Raw genomic sequence first — 14,187 nt, 5'->3', positions numbered from 1 at the left:
GTAATCGCGCTGGCTACGTCGTACACCTTCTGCCATGGAGCGCTCCTGAAAATAAGGGCAAAGGTGTAAACCTTATTCAGGACGGGACACACTCAAGAAAAAGGCCGAGCCGCAATGCCCGGCCTTTTTTGTGTCTGTGGAATGCGATTCTCCCGCTGGAATCCAGCGCAGCGCGGGTGCTGTTGCCGCAGTCCGAATGCACCTGATCAAGAGCGCAGCATCGAAAGAGACTCCTGATTCGCAGACATAAAAAAACCGGGCACTAGGCCCGGTTTTTTATGCAACGACCGACTTACTCGGCAGCAGCTTCGACTTCACCAGCGACCGGACGGTCAACCAGCTCGACGTAAGCCATAGGAGCGTTGTCGCCAGCGCGGAAACCGCACTTCAGGATACGCAGGTAGCCGCCCTGACGGTTGGCATAGCGCTTACCCAGATCGTTGAACAGTTTGCCTACGGCAGATTTCGAACGGGTACGGTCGAAAGCCAGACGACGGTTGGCAACGCTGTCTTCCTTGGCCAGGGTGATCAGCGGCTCGGCAACGCGGCGCAGTTCCTTGGCTTTCGGCAGGGTGGTTTTGATCAGTTCGTGCTCGAACAGCGACACCGCCATGTTCTGGAACATGGCCTTGCGGTGTGCGCTGGTGCGGCTGAGGTGACGGCCACTTTTACGATGACGCATGGTTCAATTCCTTACCAAACTTCTACGTTCGGTGATTACGGACGATCAGGCAGTCGCCTTGTCGTCCTTCTTGAGACTTGCCGGCGGCCAGTTGTCGAGGCGCATGCCGAGGGACAGACCACGGGAGGCCAGGACGTCCTTGATCTCGGTCAGGGACTTCTTGCCCAGGTTGGGAGTCTTCAACAGCTCTACTTCGGTGCGCTGAATCAGGTCGCCGATGTAGTAGATGTTCTCCGCTTTCAGGCAGTTGGCCGAACGTACGGTCAGCTCGAGGTCATCAACCGGACGAAGGAGGATCGGGTCGATCTCGTCTTCCTGCTCAACCACTACCGGCTCGCTGTCGCCCTTCAGGTCGACGAACGCAGCCAGTTGGTGTTGCAGGATGGTAGCGGCACGACGGATGGCCTCTTCAGGGTCCAGGGTACCGTTGGTTTCCAGATCGATGACCAGCTTGTCCAGGTTGGTGCGCTGCTCCACACGGGCGTTTTCAACCACGTAGGCAACACGGCGGACGGGACTGAACGAGGCGTCGAGCTGCAGACGACCAATGCTGCGGCTCTCGTCTTCGTCGCTCTGGCGCGCGTCGGCGGGCTCGTAGCCACGACCGCGAGACACCTTGAGCTTCATGTTCAGGACGCCGTTATCCGCCAGGTTGGCGATCACGTGGTCGCCGTTGACGATTTCGACATCATGATCCAGCTGAATATCGGCAGCGGTGACCACGCCCGAACCCTTCTTCGAAAGGTTCAGCGTTACTTCGTCACGACCGTGCAGCTTGATAGCCAGGCCTTTGAGGTTCAGGAGGATCTCGATGACATCTTCCTGAACACCCTCGATGGCGCTGTACTCGTGGAGTACGCCATCGATCTCGGCCTCGACTACTGCACAGCCAGGCATGGAGGACAACAGGATGCGACGCAGCGCGTTGCCCAGGGTATGGCCGAAACCGCGCTCGAGAGGCTCGAGCGTGATCTTGGCGCGGGTCGGACTGACCACCTGCACATCAATGTGGCGGGGGGTCAGGAACTCATTTACCGAACTCTGCATGGATGCACCTATTTTCTAGCCCTTACTTGGAGTAGAGCTCGACAATCAGGTTTTCGTTGATGTCGGCGGACAGATCGCTGCGAGCCGGCACGCTTTTGAACACGCCGGACTTCTTCTCTGCGTCAACCTCAACCCACTCCACACGGCCACGCTGACCGCACAGTTCGAGGGCTTGGACAATACGCAGTTGGTTCTTCGACTTCTCGCGAACGGCAACCACGTCACCAGCTTTGATCTGGTAGGACGGGACGTTCACAGTCTGACCGTTGACGCTGATGGCCTTGTGGGAAACCAGCTGACGGGACTCGGAACGAGTAGCGCCGAAGCCCATGCGGTACACGACGTTGTCCAGGCGGCACTCGAGGAGTTGCAGCAGGTTTTCGCCGGTAGCGCCTTTGCGAGCAGCAGCTTCTTTGTAGTAGTTGCCGAACTGACGCTCCAGAACACCGTAGATACGGCGCACTTTCTGCTTTTCACGCAGCTGGGTGCCGTAGTCGGACAGGCGGCCGCGACGGGCGCCGTGCTGACCAGGAGCGGCTTCGATGTTGCACTTGGATTCGAGCGCGCGAGCACCACTCTTCAGGAAGAGGTCGGTACCTTCACGACGGGACAGTTTGCATTTGGGACCAATGTAACGAGCCATTTCTCACTGTCTCCTATTACACGCGACGCTTCTTCGGCGGACGGCACCCGTTGTGCGGGATGGGCGTCACGTCGGTGATGCTGGCGATCTTGTAGCCGCAGGCGTTCAGAGCACGCACAGCGGATTCGCGACCCGGACCCGGGCCCTTGACGTTCACGTCGAGGTTCTTCAGGCCGTATTCCAGAGCGGCTTGACCAGCACGCTCGGCTGCAACCTGGGCAGCGAACGGGGTGCTCTTACGGGAACCGCGGAAACCCGAACCACCGGAGGTAGCCCAGGAAAGAGCGTTACCTTGACGGTCAGTGATGGTCACGATGGTGTTGTTGAAAGAAGCGTGGATATGGGCGATCCCATCCACAACTGTCTTTTTGACTTTCTTACGAGGACGAGCAGCAGGCTTAGCCATGACTTAATTCCTGTCGATTCGCGGGCGCAATTACTTGCGGATCGGCTTACGCGGGCCCTTACGGGTACGCGCGTTGGTCTTGGTGCGCTGGCCATGAACAGGCAGACCGCGACGATGACGCAGACCGCGGTAGCAGCCCAGGTCCATCAGACGCTTGATGTTCATGTTGATTTCGCGACGCAGGTCACCTTCAGTGGTGAGCTTCGCGACTTCGCCACGCAGCTGTTCGATCTGCTCGTCAGAGAGATCCTTGATCTTTGCCGCCGGATTAACGCCGGTGGTAGCGCAGATGCTCTGCGCAGTGGTGCGACCAACACCGTAGATGTAGGTCAGCGAGATAACAGTGTGCTTGTTATCTGGAATGTTGACGCCTGCAATACGGGCCATTCAGTGAAACTCCAGTTGACAGCTACCTACGCCCCGGAAGCCAAGAAAAGGGCGCGAGATATTAGCGCTGTAGAAACGAATAATCAACCCGGCAGCGCACTAGCTGCCGGGTTCATAACGCGTGAATCACACTCAGCCTTGGCGCTGCTTGTGACGCGGTTCCGCGCTGCAGATCACGCGAACGATACCGTCGCGACGAACGATCTTGCAGTTGCGGCACAGCTTTTTCACCGATGCACGAACTTTCATCAGTAACTCCTAGAACCTTACGGAACCGGATCAGCGGAGCATGCCGCTGCCGTAGCCCTTCAGGTTGGCTTTCTTCATCAGGGATTCGTACTGGTGCGAAACGAGGTGGGATTGTACTTGGGCCATAAAGTCCATAACAACCACTACCACGATCAGCAACGAGGTCCCGCCAAGGTAGAACGGTACATTCGCTGCTACCACCAGGAACTGGGGCAGCAGGCAAACAGCCGTCATGTACAGAGCACCGAACATGGTCAAGCGGGTCAGTACGCCATCGATATAGCGCGCCGACTGCTCACCCGGACGGATACCCGGAATAAAGGCACCGGACTTCTTCAGGTTCTCCGCCACGTCTTTCGGATTGAACATCAGAGCTGTGTAGAAGAAGCAGAAGAAGACGATCCCTGCACTAAACAGCAGAATGTTCAACGGCTGACCAGGAGCGATAGCCTGCGAGACATCCTGCAGCCAGCCCATGCTTTCGGACTGGCCGAACCAGGCACCCAGAGAGGCCGGGAACAGCAGGATGCTGCTGGCGAAGATAGCCGGAATGACACCGGCCATGTTCACCTTCAACGGCAAGTGGCTGGTCTGCGCAGCGAAGACCTTGCGGCCCTGCTGACGCTTGGCGTAATGCACAGCGATACGACGCTGGCCACGCTCAATGAACACCACGAAACCGATGATCGCTACTGCCAGCAGACCGATGGCGACCAGGGCAAAGATATTGATATCGCCCTGACGTGCAGACTCGAAAGACTGCCCGATCGCCCTCGGCAGACCGGCCACGATGCCAGCAAAAATCAGCATCGAGATACCGTTGCCGACACCGCGCTCAGTGATCTGTTCGCCCAGCCACATCATGAACATTGCACCAGCCACGAAGGTGGTGACAGACACGAAGTAGAAGCCGAAATCAGACGAGAAAGCGACGCCCTGACTGGCCAGGCCAACGGACATGCCGATGGCCTGGACCAACGCCAGGGCTACAGTGCCGTAGCGGGTGTACTGGCTTATCTTGCGACGGCCAGCCTCACCTTCCTTCTTCAACTGCTCCAGCTGCGGACTGATCGCGGTCATGAGCTGCATGATGATCGATGCCGAGATGTACGGCATGATCCCCAGCGCGAAGATACTCATCCGCTCCAGCGCACCGCCGGAGAACATGTTGAACAGGCTAAGAATGGTCCCCTCGTTCTGCCGGAACAGCTCGGCCAGCCGGTCAGGGTTGATACCGGGCACTGGGATGTGCGCGCCGATCCGGTAGACGATGATCGCCAGGAACAGGAAACGCAGTCGAGCCCAGAGCTCGGACAACCCGCCATTGCTGAGCGCGGAGAGAGCACCTTGCTTAGCCATTTAGTCCTCGAACTTACCGCCAGCTGCTTCGATAGCCGCACGCGCACCCTTGGTGGCGGCGATACCTTTCAGGGTGACCGCGCGAGTAACGTCGCCGGACAGCATGATTTTCACACGCTGTACGTTCTGGTTAATCACGTTGGCATCCTTCAGCGACTGCACAGTTACGACATCGCCTTCCACCTTGGCCAGCTCGGAAGTGCGCACTTCAGCGCGATCCATGGCTTTCAGGGAAACGAAGCCGAACTTCGGCAGACGACGGTGCAGAGGCTGCTGACCGCCCTCGAAGCCCGGAGCAATGGTGCCACCGGAGCGAGAGGTCTGACCTTTGTGACCACGGCCACCGGTCTTACCCAGACCGCTACCGATGCCACGGCCCGGACGGTGCTTTTCGCGACGGGAACCCGGCGCGGAACGCAGATCGTTCAGTTTCATGGATTAACCCTCGACGCGCAGAAGGTAGTAAGCCTTGTTGATCATGCCGCGATTCTCAGGAGTGTCCTGGACCTCTACGGAATGACCAATGCGACGCAGGCCGAGACCCTTGACGCAAGCCTTGTGGTTAGCCAGACGGCCGCTAACGCTCTTGATCAGCGTTACTTTGACAGTTGCCATGATTAGAGAATCTCCTCGACGCTCTTACCACGCTTGGCCGCAACCGACTCAGGGGACTGCATGTTCTTCAGACCCTTGAAAGTGGCGTAAACCACGTTCACCGGATTGGTGGAGCCGTAGCACTTGGCCAGAACGTTCTGCACACCGGCCACTTCCAGAACGGCACGCATGGCGCCGCCGGCGATGATACCGGTACCTTCGGAAGCCGGCTGCATGAACACCTTGGAGGCGCCATGGGCGGACTTGATCGGGTACTGCAGGGTGGTGCCGTCCAGGTCAACCTGGATCATGTTGCGGCGTGCAGCTTCCATCGCTTTCTGGATGGCGGCAGGCACTTCGCGGGACTTGCCGCGACCGAAGCCAACACGACCTTTGCCATCGCCAACTACGGTCAGCGCGGTGAAGGTGAAGATACGACCACCTTTTACGGTCTTGGCAACGCGATTAACCTGAACCAGCTTCTCGATGTAGCCTTCGTCGCGCTTTTGCTCGTTATTTGCCATAACTTAGAACTCCAGCCCGCCTTCACGAGCAGCATCAGCCAGCGCCTTGACGCGGCCGTGGTACTTGAAGCCAGAACGATCGAATGCCACCTGAGTGACGCCAGCGGCTTTCGCGCGCTCAGCAACCAGCTGACCAACCTTCTTGGCCGCGTCAACGTTGCCAGTGGCACCGTCACGCAGTTCTTTGTCCAGGGTCGAGGCGCTGGCCAGGACCTTGGCGCCGTCGGCCGAAATGACCTGGGCGTAGATGTGCTGGGAGGAGCGGTACACGCAGAGGCGTACGGCTTCCAGCTCGCGCATTTTCAGGCGTGCCTTGCGAGCGCGACGCAGACGAGTTTCTTTCTTTACGCTCATTTGCTATGCCCTACTTCTTCTTAGCTTCTTTACGACGGACGACTTCGTCGGCGTAACGTACACCCTTGCCTTTGTAAGGCTCCGGCGGACGGAAGTCGCGAATCTCGGCGGCCACTTGACCGACCAGCTGCTTGTCGATGCCCTTGATCAGGATATCGGTCTGGCTGGGGGTTTCAGCGGTGATACCTTGCGGCAGTTCGTAATCCACCGGATGCGAGAAGCCGAGAGCCAGGGACAGAGTCTGGCCTTTGGCCTGAGCCTTGTAACCAACGCCCACCAGCTGGAGCTTGCGCTCGAAGCCCTGGCTAACGCCGATTACCATGTTGTTGACCAACGCACGGGTGGTACCGGCCATGGCTTTGTTCTGCTGGTCGCCATTGCGAGCAGCGAAACGCAGCTCACCGGACTCCTGCAGCACTTCCACAGACGAGTGTACTTTCAGTTCCAGAGCACCCTTGGCACCCTTCACCGAAAGCTGCTGACCGGCGATCTTGACTTCAACGCCAGCGGGCAGCTTGACGGGGTTCTTAGCAACGCGAGACATGCTTCAACCCCCTTAGAACACAGTGCAAAGCACTTCGCCACCAACACCAGCAGCGCGAGCAGCACGATCAGTCATCACACCCTTGTTGGTGGAAACGATCGATACGCCCAGGCCGCCACGTACTTTCGGCAGCTGATCGACGGACTTGTACTGGCGCAGGCCAGGACGACTTACGCGCTTCAGCTCTTCGATGACCGGACGGCCTTCGAAGTACTTCAGCTCGATGGACAGCAGAGGCTTGATGTCGCTGCTGACTTGGTATCCCGTGATGTAACCCTCGTTCTTCAGAACGCTGGCTACTGCCACCTTCAGTTTGGAGGACGGCATGCTTACGACAGACTTTTCAGCCATCTGGGCATTACGGATACGAGTTAGCATGTCCGCTAACGGGTCCTGCATACTCATGGGCTAGATGCTCCTGATACAAAAAGAAATAGCCTTGCGGCTAGAATCACGCGCAGGCACTGGACGGACTAATGCCAGGCCCGGGCGAGCCGGACATTCTAGAGATACTCCAGAAACGAATCAAGCCCCAAAAGGGGCTTGATTCTGATGACCTGGGTTGAGCCGACCAAAGCCGGCCCAACCGACGATCATTACCAGCTGGCTTTCACCAGGCCGGGCACGTCACCACGCATGGCAGCTTCACGCAGCTTGTTACGGCCAAGGCCGAACTTGCGGTAAACGCCGTGCGGACGACCGGTGATGCGGCAGCGGTTACGCAGGCGCGAGGCGCTGGCGTCACGGGGCTGCTTCTGCAGAGCTACCTGCGCTTCCCAACGAGCTTCCGCGGTGGAGTTCGGGTTGGCGATGATAGCTTTCAGCTCAGCACGCTTCTTGGCGAACTTAGCAACCGTCTGCTGACGCTTCAGCTCGCGGTTCTTCATGCTCTGTTTGGCCATGTTCCTACTCCAATCAGTTGCGGAACGGGAATTTGAAGGCGCGCAGCAGAGCACGACCTTCTTCATCCGTACGGGCGGTGGTGGTCAGGGTGATGTCCAGACCGCGCAGCGCATCGATTTTGTCGTAATCGATTTCCGGGAAGATGATCTGCTCTTTGACACCCATGCTGTAGTTGCCACGACCGTCGAAGGACTTGGCATTCAGGCCGCGGAAGTCACGCACGCGCGGCAGGGAGATGGAGAGCAGACGATCCAGGAACTCGTACATGCGATCGCGGCGCAGGGTGACCTTGACGCCGATCGGCCAGCCTTCACGAACCTTGAAGCCTGCAATGGATTTGCGGGCGTAGGTCACGACGGCTTTCTGGCCGGTGATCTTTTCCAGGTCAGCAACAGCGCTTTCGATGACTTTCTTGTCACCGATAGCTTCGCCCAGACCCATGTTCAGAGTGATCTTGGTGATGCGCGGAGTTTCCATCACGTTGCCGAGCTGAAGTTCTTCCTTCAGCTTCGGCGCGATTTCTTTCCGGTAAATCTCTTTTAGTCGTGCCATGGTTATCTACCTAGCAGTGCTCAAGCATCAACCGGCTTTTGGGTCGACTTGAAGACACGAATTTTCTTACCTTCTTCAACCTTGAAACCAACGCGATCAGCCTTGTTGGTCTCGGCATTGAAGATGGCTACGTTGGAGAGGTGCATGGGCGCCTCTCGCTCGACGATACCGCCCTGGACACCGGCCATGGGGTTCGGCTTGGTGTGGCGCTTGATCAGGTTTACACCGCTGACCAGCACACGGCTGTCAGCGAGAACCTTCAGCACCTTACCGCGCTTGCCCTTGTCCTTGCCGGCGATGACGATGATCTCGTCGTCACGACGAATCTTTTGCATGACGGCTTCTCCTTACAGCACTTCGGGGGCGAGCGAGACGATCTTCATGAACTTCTCGGAACGCAGTTCACGGGTCACGGGCCCGAAGATACGGGTGCCGATCGGCTCCTGCTTGTTGTTCAGCAGGACGGCGGCGTTGCCGTCGAAGCGAATGATCGAGCCATCAGGGCGACGAACGCCGTGCTTGGTACGAACCACGACAGCGGTCATTACCTGGCCTTTCTTCACCTTGCCGCGCGGGATCGCTTCTTTAACGGTCACTTTGATGATGTCGCCGATACCAGCGTAACGACGGTGCGAACCACCAAGGACCTTGATGCACATAACGCGACGAGCACCGCTGTTGTCAGCGACGTCGAGCATGGATTGAGTCTGAATCATATCTTTCTCCGACCCTTAGTCCTTAGACTTCCACGGCACGTTCGACGACTTCCACCAGGGCCCAGGACTTGGTCTTGGCCAGCGGACGGGTCTCACGAATGGTGACCTTGTCGCCGATACGGCACTGATTGGTTTCGTCGTGGGCGTGCAGCTTGGTCGAGCGCTTCACGTACTTACCGTAGATCGGGTGCTTAACGCGACGCTCGATCAGAACGGTGATGGTCTTGTCCATCTTGTCGCTGACGACGCGGCCGGTCAGCGTGCGGACGGTTTTCTGAGCTTCAGCCATGATTACTTACCTGCTTGCTGGTTGAGCACAGTTTTCACGCGAGCGATGTCGCGCTTCACTTGCGAGAGCAGGTGAGACTGCCCCAACTGGCCAGTTGCTTTCTGCATGCGCAGATTGAACTGGTCGCGCAGCAGGCCGAGCAGTTGCTCGTTCAGCTGCTGTACGGATTTTTCACGAAGTTCATTCGCTTTCATCACATCACCGTCCGCTTAACAAAGGAGGTGGCGAGCGGCAGCTTTGCAGCAGCCAGGGCGAATGCCTCACGCGCCAGCTCTTCGGAAACACCCTCGATCTCGTACAGGACCTTGCCCGGTTGAATCTGGGCTACCCAGTACTCGACGCCACCCTTACCTTTACCCATACGAACTTCGAGGGGCTTCTTGGTAACGGGCTTGTCCGGGAATACACGGATCCAGATCTTGCCGCCACGCTTCACGTGACGAGTGAGGGCACGACGTGCAGCCTCGATCTGGCGGGCAGTGAGACGACCACGGCCAGTAGCCTTCAGCGCGAACTCGCCGAAGCTGACCTTGCTACCGCGCTGAGCCAGACCACGGTTGTGGCCAGTCATCTGCTTGCGGAACTTCGTACGCTTTGGTTGCAGCATTTGGCGTACCCCTTACTTAGCAGCTTTTTTACGAGGAGCGGGCGCTACGGGTTTCAGTTCTTCCTGGCGGCCACCGATGACCTCACCCTTGAAGATCCAAACCTTCACACCGATCACACCGTAGGTGGTGTGCGCTTCGTAGGTTGCGTAGTCGATATCGGCGCGCAGGGTGTGCAGGGGCACACGACCTTCGCGATACCATTCGGTACGGGCGATTTCAGCGCCACCGAGACGACCGCTTACCTGGATCTTGATGCCCTTGGCACCAATGCGCATGGCGTTCTGTACAGCGCGCTTCATGGCGCGACGGAACATCACACGACGCTCCAGCTGCTGAGCTACGCTCTGCGCAACCAGCATACCGTCGAGCTCCGGCTTGCGGATCTCTTCGATGTTGATGTGCACAGGCACACCCATTTGCTTGGTCAGGTCCTGACGCAGCTTCTCAACATCTTCACCTTTCTTGCCGATCACGATGCCGGGACGAGCGGTGTGGATGGTGATGCGTGCGGTTTGAGCCGGACGATGAATATCGATACGGCTTACGGACGCGCTTTTTAGTTTGTCTTGGAGGTACTCACGCACCTTCAGGTCGGCAAACAGATAGTCGGCATAAGTGCGCTTATCTGCGTACCAAACGGAGGTGTGCTCCTTGACGATTCCCAGGCGAATGCCAGTGGGATGTACTTTCTGACCCATCTGATCGACTCCGTTACTTGTCCGCAACCTTGACAGTGATATGGCAAGACCGCTTGACGATGCGATCAGCACGGCCTTTGGCACGCGGCATGATGCGCTTCAGCGAACGCCCTTCGTTGACGAAAACGGTGGAAACCTTCAGGTCATCCACGTCTGCGCCTTCGTTGTGCTCAGCGTTGGCCACGGCCGATTCGAGCACTTTCTTCATGATTTCAGCGGCTTTCTTGCTGCTGAAAGTCAACAGGTTGAGCGCTTCGCCCACCTTCTTCCCGCGAATCTGGTCGGCGACCAAGCGGGCTTTCTGGGCGGAGATTCGAGCGCCCGACAGCTTAGCGGCTACTTCCATCGTTCCTTACCCCTTAACGCTTGGCTTTCTTGTCCGCAGCATGACCGCGATAGGTGCGGGTGGCAGCGAACTCGCCCAGTTTGTGACCGACCATGTCTTCGTTCACGAGAACCGGGACATGTTGATGACCGTTGTGTACAGCGATGGTCAGACCGACCATTTGCGGCAGAACGATGGAACGGCGCGACCAGGTTTTAACCGGCTTGCGATCGTTCTTTTCCACCGCCACTTCGACCTTCTTCAGTAGGTGAAGATCGATAAAAGGACCTTTTTTCAGAGAACGCGGCACTGTCGTATCCTCAGTTATTTACGGCGACGGACGATCATGTTGTCGGTGCGCTTGTTCGCGCGGGTCTTCGCACCCTTGGTCGGGAAGCCCCACGGAGACACCGGATGACGGCCACCAGAGGTACGACCTTCACCACCACCATGCGGGTGGTCTACCGGGTTCATCGCCACGCCGCGAACGGTCGGGCGAACACCACGCCAACGCTTGGCACCAGCTTTACCCAGCGAACGCAGGCTGTGCTCGGAGTTCGAGACTTCGCCCAGGGTCGCACGGCATTCAGCCAGGACTTTGCGCATCTCGCCGGAGCGCAGACGCAGGGTTACGTAGGCGCCTTCACGGGCAACCAGCTGAACGGAGGCACCGGCGGAACGGGCGATTTGCGCACCCTTGCCAGGCTTGAGTTCGATACCGTGAATGGTGCTACCAACCGGGATGTTGCGCAGCGGCAGGGCATTACCGGCCTTGATCGGTGCATTGACGCCCGAGATCAGCTGGTCGCCAGCGCTCACGCCTTTCGGCGCGATGATGTAGCGACGCTCGCCATCGGCGTACTTCAGCAGAGCGATGTGAGCAGTACGGTTCGGATCGTATTCGATGCGCTCAACGGTGGCAGGAATGCCATCCTTGTTACGACGGAAGTCGACCAGACGATAGTGCTGCTTGTGACCACCACCGATGTGACGAGTGGTGATACGACCATTGTTGTTACGACCACCGGATTTCGATTTTTTCTCGACCAGAGGTGCGTAAGGAGCGCCTTTGTGCAGCTCCTGGTTGACCACCTTGACCACGAAACGGCGGCCAGCGGAGGTCGGTTTGCATTTAACGATTGCCATGATGCACCCCTTTACTCAGCGCTGCTGGCGAAATCGAGATCTTGGCCCGGCTGGAGAGCGATGTACGCTTTTTTCCAGTCGTTACGCTTGCCCAGACCGCGAACGGTACGCTTGGTCTTGCCCTTGACTACGAGGGTGGTGACACGAGCGACTTTCACGCTGAACAGGCTTTCTACGGCCTTCTTGATTTCCAGCTTGGTTGCATCAGTGGCAACCTTGAAAACGAACTGGCCCTTGCTGTCAGCCAGCATGGTGGCCTTCTCGGAGACGTGCGGACCAACCAGCACCTTGAATACGCGTTCCTGGTTCATGCCAGCAGCTCCTCGAATTTCTTCACGGCGGACACGGTGATAAGCACCTTGTCGTAGGCGATCAGGCTGACCGGGTCGGAACCCTGAACATCACGAACGTCAACGTGCGGCAGGTTGCGAGCAGCCAGGTACAGGTTCTGATCAACGGCGTCGGAAACGATCAGCACGTCGGTCAGGCCCAGGCCATTCAGCTTGCCCAGCAGAGCTTTGGTTTTCGGGGCATCGACAGCAAAGTCCTCAACCACAACCAGGCGCTCTTGACGAACGAGCTCAGAGAGGATGGAGCGCATGGCAGCGCGGTACATCTTCTTGTTGAGCTTCTGGGAGTGATCCTGCGGCTTGGCAGCGAAGGTGGTACCACCGGAGCGCCAGATGGGGCTGCGAATGGTGCCAGCACGAGCACGACCAGTGCCCTTCTGACGCCACGGCTTCTTGCCACCGCCGGAAACTTCGGAACGGGTCTTCTGCGCGCGAGTGCCCTGACGGCCACCGGCCATGTAGGCGACAACAGCCTGGTGAACCAGGGTCTCGTTGAACTCACCACCAAAAGTACGCTCGCTGACTTCGATAGCCTGAGCGCCATTTACATTCAATTGCATCTCAGCTTCCCCTCTTAACCACGAGCCTTGGCTGCCGGACGCACAACGACATCACCACCGGTAGCGCCAGGAACGGCACCTTTGACCAGCAGCAGATTACGTTCTGCATCGACACGCACAACTTCCAGGGACTGCACGGTTACACGCTCAGCACCGAGGTGACCGGACATTTTCTTGCCCTTGAAGACACGACCAGGAGTCTGGCACTGGCCAATAGAACCCGGGGCGCGGTGGGAGACGGAGTTACCGTGGGTGTTGTCCTGACCGCGGAAGTTCCAGCGCTTGATGGTACCGGCATAGCCTTTACCCTTGGACTGACCGGTAACATCTACCAGTTGACCAGCTTGGAACAGCTCAGCAGTCAGTTGATCGCCAGCCTGGTACTCGCCTTCTTCAAGACGGAATTCCCAAACACCGCGACCAGCAGCCACGCTTGCCTTGGCGAAGTGACCGGCTTGCGCCTTGGTCACGCGAGAGGCACGACGCTCACCGACAGTTACCTGCACGGCGCGATAGCCATCGCTTTCTTCGTTTTTGAATTGGGTCACGCGATTCGGCTCGATCTCAATGACCGTAACCGGAATGGAGACGCCTTCTTCGGTGAAAATGCGGGTCATGCCGCACTTACGACCGACTACACCAATAGTCATGTTGTAAACCTCATGAGTGTACGGGGCTTTCACCCGCTATGGCCGCCCATTTCAGAGCGTTACACGACTAAAACCCGAAGGTTATTAGCCGAGGCTGATCTGCACTTCCACGCCTGCCGCAAGGTCGAGCTTCATCAGCGCATCGACGGTTTTATCCGTCGGCTGGACGATGTCCAGAACACGCTTGTGGGTACGAATTTCGTACTGATCGCGCGCGTCTTTGTTGACGTGCGGGGAGATCAGAACGGTGTACCGCTCTTTGCGAGTAGGCAGAGGAATAGGACCACGCACCTGAGCACCAGTACGTTTCGCGGTTTCCACGATTTCCTGGGTGGATTGATCGATCAGGCGATGGTCAAAAGCCTTCAACCGAATACGGATTTGTTGGTTTTGCATTTTGACCTCAGACTCTATCTCTGCTTTCCCCAACGGACGGACTACGCCCGTTAAAAGGAGGCGTGATTGTACGGATGCGCCGAAGGGGTGTCAACTTTTGACCAGACAAAAGAAAAGGGCCCCGAAGGGCCCTCCTCTCTTAGCGAGACCGTCGATTACTCGATGATCTTGGCTACAACGCCGGCGCCAACGGTACGACCGCCTT

Annotated in this window: 29 protein-coding genes; 1 reads left to right on the top strand and 28 read right to left on the bottom strand. The window is 57.9% G+C overall.

Annotation, left to right across the window (positions count from 1 at the left end):
• Positions 1-206, top strand: a 206-nt coding sequence (locus MnOB_RS29290; protein WP_234358300.1) for a hypothetical protein, incomplete at its 5' end; no start/stop codon positions are given.
• An 86-nt stretch (positions 207-292) separates the two neighbouring features.
• Here MnOB_RS29290 and rplQ read toward each other — a convergent pair.
• The 28 genes from rplQ to rpsJ all read right to left on the bottom strand — a co-directional run bounded on the left by rplQ (position 293) and on the right by rpsJ (position 13,982).
• Positions 293-682 (bottom strand): 50S ribosomal protein L17, encoded by a 390-nt coding sequence (gene rplQ, locus MnOB_RS20010; RefSeq protein ID WP_077525974.1) that lies wholly within the window; start codon positions 680-682, stop codon positions 293-295.
• A gap of 45 nt (positions 683-727) precedes the next feature.
• The gene (locus MnOB_RS20005) at positions 728-1,729 is read right to left on the bottom strand and encodes a DNA-directed RNA polymerase subunit alpha (protein WP_028629274.1); all 1,002 of its coding nucleotides are present in this window, start codon (positions 1,727-1,729) and stop codon (positions 728-730) included.
• A 22-nt stretch (positions 1,730-1,751) separates the two neighbouring features.
• Positions 1,752-2,372, bottom strand: coding sequence for a 30S ribosomal protein S4 (rpsD, locus tag MnOB_RS20000; RefSeq protein WP_077525973.1), 621 nt, complete (start codon positions 2,370-2,372; stop codon positions 1,752-1,754).
• A gap of 16 nt (positions 2,373-2,388) precedes the next feature.
• Complete coding sequence (gene rpsK, locus MnOB_RS19995; RefSeq protein ID WP_003093689.1) at positions 2,389-2,778, bottom strand: 30S ribosomal protein S11; 390 nt, start codon at positions 2,776-2,778, stop codon at positions 2,389-2,391.
• A 30-nt stretch (positions 2,779-2,808) separates the two neighbouring features.
• A complete protein-coding gene (gene rpsM, locus MnOB_RS19990; protein WP_077525972.1) occupies positions 2,809-3,165 on the bottom strand; it encodes a 30S ribosomal protein S13 in 357 nt (118 codons plus the stop codon).
• Between the two features lie 132 nt (positions 3,166-3,297).
• Positions 3,298-3,414, bottom strand: a complete 117-nt coding sequence (gene rpmJ, locus MnOB_RS19985; protein WP_077525971.1) for a 50S ribosomal protein L36 — start codon at positions 3,412-3,414, stop codon at positions 3,298-3,300.
• A gap of 30 nt (positions 3,415-3,444) precedes the next feature.
• The gene (secY, locus tag MnOB_RS19980; protein WP_077525970.1) at positions 3,445-4,773 is read right to left on the bottom strand and encodes a preprotein translocase subunit SecY; all 1,329 of its coding nucleotides are present in this window, start codon (positions 4,771-4,773) and stop codon (positions 3,445-3,447) included.
• Positions 4,774-5,208 carry a 50S ribosomal protein L15 gene (gene rplO / locus MnOB_RS19975; protein WP_077525969.1) on the bottom strand — a complete coding sequence of 145 codons (435 nt, stop codon included), beginning with the start codon at positions 5,206-5,208 and terminating at the stop codon, positions 4,774-4,776.
• Positions 5,209-5,211: 3 nt separating this feature from the next.
• Positions 5,212-5,388 (bottom strand): 50S ribosomal protein L30, encoded by a 177-nt coding sequence (gene rpmD, locus MnOB_RS19970; protein ID WP_077525968.1) that lies wholly within the window; start codon positions 5,386-5,388, stop codon positions 5,212-5,214.
• A gap of 2 nt (positions 5,389-5,390) precedes the next feature.
• Positions 5,391-5,891 carry a 30S ribosomal protein S5 gene (gene rpsE, locus MnOB_RS19965; RefSeq protein WP_003448746.1) on the bottom strand — a complete coding sequence of 167 codons (501 nt, stop codon included), beginning with the start codon at positions 5,889-5,891 and terminating at the stop codon, positions 5,391-5,393.
• A gap of 3 nt (positions 5,892-5,894) precedes the next feature.
• Positions 5,895-6,245 (bottom strand): 50S ribosomal protein L18, encoded by a 351-nt coding sequence (rplR, locus tag MnOB_RS19960; protein WP_044872684.1) that lies wholly within the window; start codon positions 6,243-6,245, stop codon positions 5,895-5,897.
• Positions 6,246-6,255: 10 nt separating this feature from the next.
• Complete coding sequence (gene rplF, locus MnOB_RS19955) at positions 6,256-6,789, bottom strand: 50S ribosomal protein L6 (protein WP_077525967.1); 534 nt, start codon at positions 6,787-6,789, stop codon at positions 6,256-6,258.
• Positions 6,790-6,801: 12 nt separating this feature from the next.
• Positions 6,802-7,194, bottom strand: a complete 393-nt coding sequence (gene rpsH / locus MnOB_RS19950) for a 30S ribosomal protein S8 (protein ID WP_016490543.1) — start codon at positions 7,192-7,194, stop codon at positions 6,802-6,804.
• 191 nt (positions 7,195-7,385) lie between these two features.
• Complete coding sequence (rpsN, locus tag MnOB_RS19945; RefSeq protein ID WP_077525966.1) at positions 7,386-7,691, bottom strand: 30S ribosomal protein S14; 306 nt, start codon at positions 7,689-7,691, stop codon at positions 7,386-7,388.
• Positions 7,692-7,704: 13 nt separating this feature from the next.
• Entirely contained in the window at positions 7,705-8,244 is a 540-nt protein-coding gene (gene rplE, locus MnOB_RS19940) for a 50S ribosomal protein L5 (RefSeq protein ID WP_077525965.1), read from the bottom strand.
• A 20-nt stretch (positions 8,245-8,264) separates the two neighbouring features.
• Positions 8,265-8,579, bottom strand: coding sequence for a 50S ribosomal protein L24 (rplX, locus tag MnOB_RS19935; protein WP_077525964.1), 315 nt, complete (start codon positions 8,577-8,579; stop codon positions 8,265-8,267).
• 12 nt (positions 8,580-8,591) lie between these two features.
• On the bottom strand, positions 8,592-8,960 hold the full coding sequence (gene rplN / locus MnOB_RS19930; RefSeq protein WP_003448734.1) for a 50S ribosomal protein L14: 369 nt from the start codon (positions 8,958-8,960) through the stop codon (positions 8,592-8,594).
• A 22-nt stretch (positions 8,961-8,982) separates the two neighbouring features.
• The gene (rpsQ, locus tag MnOB_RS19925) at positions 8,983-9,249 is read right to left on the bottom strand and encodes a 30S ribosomal protein S17 (protein ID WP_021219597.1); all 267 of its coding nucleotides are present in this window, start codon (positions 9,247-9,249) and stop codon (positions 8,983-8,985) included.
• Between the two features lie 2 nt (positions 9,250-9,251).
• Positions 9,252-9,443, bottom strand: coding sequence for a 50S ribosomal protein L29 (gene rpmC, locus MnOB_RS19920; RefSeq protein WP_016490538.1), 192 nt, complete (start codon positions 9,441-9,443; stop codon positions 9,252-9,254).
• Positions 9,443-9,856, bottom strand: a complete 414-nt coding sequence (rplP, locus tag MnOB_RS19915) for a 50S ribosomal protein L16 (protein ID WP_016490537.1) — start codon at positions 9,854-9,856, stop codon at positions 9,443-9,445. The genes rpmC and rplP overlap by 1 nt, the downstream gene beginning before the upstream one ends.
• 12 nt (positions 9,857-9,868) lie before the next feature.
• Positions 9,869-10,555, bottom strand: a complete 687-nt coding sequence (rpsC, locus tag MnOB_RS19910; RefSeq protein ID WP_028629286.1) for a 30S ribosomal protein S3 — start codon at positions 10,553-10,555, stop codon at positions 9,869-9,871.
• A 13-nt stretch (positions 10,556-10,568) separates the two neighbouring features.
• Positions 10,569-10,901, bottom strand: a complete 333-nt coding sequence (rplV, locus tag MnOB_RS19905; RefSeq protein ID WP_007161246.1) for a 50S ribosomal protein L22 — start codon at positions 10,899-10,901, stop codon at positions 10,569-10,571.
• A 13-nt stretch (positions 10,902-10,914) separates the two neighbouring features.
• A complete protein-coding gene (gene rpsS / locus MnOB_RS19900; RefSeq protein WP_077525963.1) occupies positions 10,915-11,190 on the bottom strand; it encodes a 30S ribosomal protein S19 in 276 nt (91 codons plus the stop codon).
• A 14-nt stretch (positions 11,191-11,204) separates the two neighbouring features.
• Complete coding sequence (gene rplB, locus MnOB_RS19895; RefSeq protein WP_077525962.1) at positions 11,205-12,026, bottom strand: 50S ribosomal protein L2; 822 nt, start codon at positions 12,024-12,026, stop codon at positions 11,205-11,207.
• Between the two features lie 11 nt (positions 12,027-12,037).
• Positions 12,038-12,337: a 50S ribosomal protein L23 gene (gene rplW, locus MnOB_RS19890; RefSeq protein WP_077525961.1), complete on the bottom strand. Its 300-nt coding sequence runs from the start codon at positions 12,335-12,337 to the stop codon at positions 12,038-12,040.
• The gene (gene rplD, locus MnOB_RS19885; protein WP_077525960.1) at positions 12,334-12,936 is read right to left on the bottom strand and encodes a 50S ribosomal protein L4; all 603 of its coding nucleotides are present in this window, start codon (positions 12,934-12,936) and stop codon (positions 12,334-12,336) included. Before rplD ends, rplW begins: the two co-directional genes overlap by 4 nt.
• Positions 12,937-12,950: 14 nt before the next feature.
• A complete protein-coding gene (rplC, locus tag MnOB_RS19880) occupies positions 12,951-13,586 on the bottom strand; it encodes a 50S ribosomal protein L3 (protein ID WP_077525959.1) in 636 nt (211 codons plus the stop codon).
• An 84-nt stretch (positions 13,587-13,670) separates the two neighbouring features.
• Positions 13,671-13,982 (bottom strand): 30S ribosomal protein S10, encoded by a 312-nt coding sequence (rpsJ, locus tag MnOB_RS19875; RefSeq protein ID WP_003243886.1) that lies wholly within the window; start codon positions 13,980-13,982, stop codon positions 13,671-13,673.
• Positions 13,983-14,187: the final 205 nt, after the last annotated feature.

Origin of the sequence: Metapseudomonas resinovorans, assembly GCF_002003485.1 — a bacterium.
GTDB lineage: Bacteria > Pseudomonadota > Gammaproteobacteria > Pseudomonadales > Pseudomonadaceae > Metapseudomonas > Metapseudomonas resinovorans_D.
This window is presented reverse-complemented; position numbering and strand designations above follow the sequence as displayed.

Bases quoted from the DNA above. Each gene is read 5' to 3' on its own strand.
- rplQ (WP_077525974.1), bottom strand. From the start codon at position 682: ATGCGTCATCGTAAAAGTGGCCGTCACCTCAGCCGCACCAGCGCACAC.
- MnOB_RS20005 (WP_028629274.1), bottom strand. From the start codon at position 1,729: ATGCAGAGTTCGGTAAATGAGTTCCTGACCCCCCGCCACATTGATGTG.
- rpsD (WP_077525973.1), bottom strand. From the start codon at position 2,372: ATGGCTCGTTACATTGGTCCCAAATGCAAACTGTCCCGTCGTGAAGGT.
- rpsK (WP_003093689.1), bottom strand. From the start codon at position 2,778: ATGGCTAAGCCTGCTGCTCGTCCTCGTAAGAAAGTCAAAAAGACAGTT.
- rpsM (WP_077525972.1), bottom strand. From the start codon at position 3,165: ATGGCCCGTATTGCAGGCGTCAACATTCCAGATAACAAGCACACTGTT.
- rpmJ (WP_077525971.1), bottom strand. From the start codon at position 3,414: ATGAAAGTTCGTGCATCGGTGAAAAAGCTGTGCCGCAACTGCAAGATC.
- secY (WP_077525970.1), bottom strand. From the start codon at position 4,773: ATGGCTAAGCAAGGTGCTCTCTCCGCGCTCAGCAATGGCGGGTTGTCC.
- rplO (WP_077525969.1), bottom strand. From the start codon at position 5,208: ATGAAACTGAACGATCTGCGTTCCGCGCCGGGTTCCCGTCGCGAAAAG.
- rpmD (WP_077525968.1), bottom strand. From the start codon at position 5,388: ATGGCAACTGTCAAAGTAACGCTGATCAAGAGCGTTAGCGGCCGTCTG.
- rpsE (WP_003448746.1), bottom strand. From the start codon at position 5,891: ATGGCAAATAACGAGCAAAAGCGCGACGAAGGCTACATCGAGAAGCTG.
- rplR (WP_044872684.1), bottom strand. From the start codon at position 6,245: ATGAGCGTAAAGAAAGAAACTCGTCTGCGTCGCGCTCGCAAGGCACGC.
- rplF (WP_077525967.1), bottom strand. From the start codon at position 6,789: ATGTCTCGCGTTGCTAAGAACCCCGTCAAGCTGCCCGCTGGCGTTGAA.
- rpsH (WP_016490543.1), bottom strand. From the start codon at position 7,194: ATGAGTATGCAGGACCCGTTAGCGGACATGCTAACTCGTATCCGTAAT.
- rpsN (WP_077525966.1), bottom strand. From the start codon at position 7,691: ATGGCCAAACAGAGCATGAAGAACCGCGAGCTGAAGCGTCAGCAGACG.
- rplE (WP_077525965.1), bottom strand. From the start codon at position 8,244: ATGGCACGACTAAAAGAGATTTACCGGAAAGAAATCGCGCCGAAGCTG.
- rplX (WP_077525964.1), bottom strand. From the start codon at position 8,579: ATGCAAAAGATTCGTCGTGACGACGAGATCATCGTCATCGCCGGCAAG.
- rplN (WP_003448734.1), bottom strand. From the start codon at position 8,960: ATGATTCAGACTCAATCCATGCTCGACGTCGCTGACAACAGCGGTGCT.
- rpsQ (WP_021219597.1), bottom strand. From the start codon at position 9,249: ATGGCTGAAGCTCAGAAAACCGTCCGCACGCTGACCGGCCGCGTCGTC.
- rpmC (WP_016490538.1), bottom strand. From the start codon at position 9,443: ATGAAAGCGAATGAACTTCGTGAAAAATCCGTACAGCAGCTGAACGAG.
- rplP (WP_016490537.1), bottom strand. From the start codon at position 9,856: ATGCTGCAACCAAAGCGTACGAAGTTCCGCAAGCAGATGACTGGCCAC.
- rpsC (WP_028629286.1), bottom strand. From the start codon at position 10,555: ATGGGTCAGAAAGTACATCCCACTGGCATTCGCCTGGGAATCGTCAAG.
- rplV (WP_007161246.1), bottom strand. From the start codon at position 10,901: ATGGAAGTAGCCGCTAAGCTGTCGGGCGCTCGAATCTCCGCCCAGAAA.
- rplB (WP_077525962.1), bottom strand. From the start codon at position 12,026: ATGGCAATCGTTAAATGCAAACCGACCTCCGCTGGCCGCCGTTTCGTG.
- rplW (WP_077525961.1), bottom strand. From the start codon at position 12,337: ATGAACCAGGAACGCGTATTCAAGGTGCTGGTTGGTCCGCACGTCTCC.
- rplD (WP_077525960.1), bottom strand. From the start codon at position 12,936: ATGCAATTGAATGTAAATGGCGCTCAGGCTATCGAAGTCAGCGAGCGT.
- rplC (WP_077525959.1), bottom strand. From the start codon at position 13,586: ATGACTATTGGTGTAGTCGGTCGTAAGTGCGGCATGACCCGCATTTTC.
- rpsJ (WP_003243886.1), bottom strand. From the start codon at position 13,982: ATGCAAAACCAACAAATCCGTATTCGGTTGAAGGCTTTTGACCATCGC.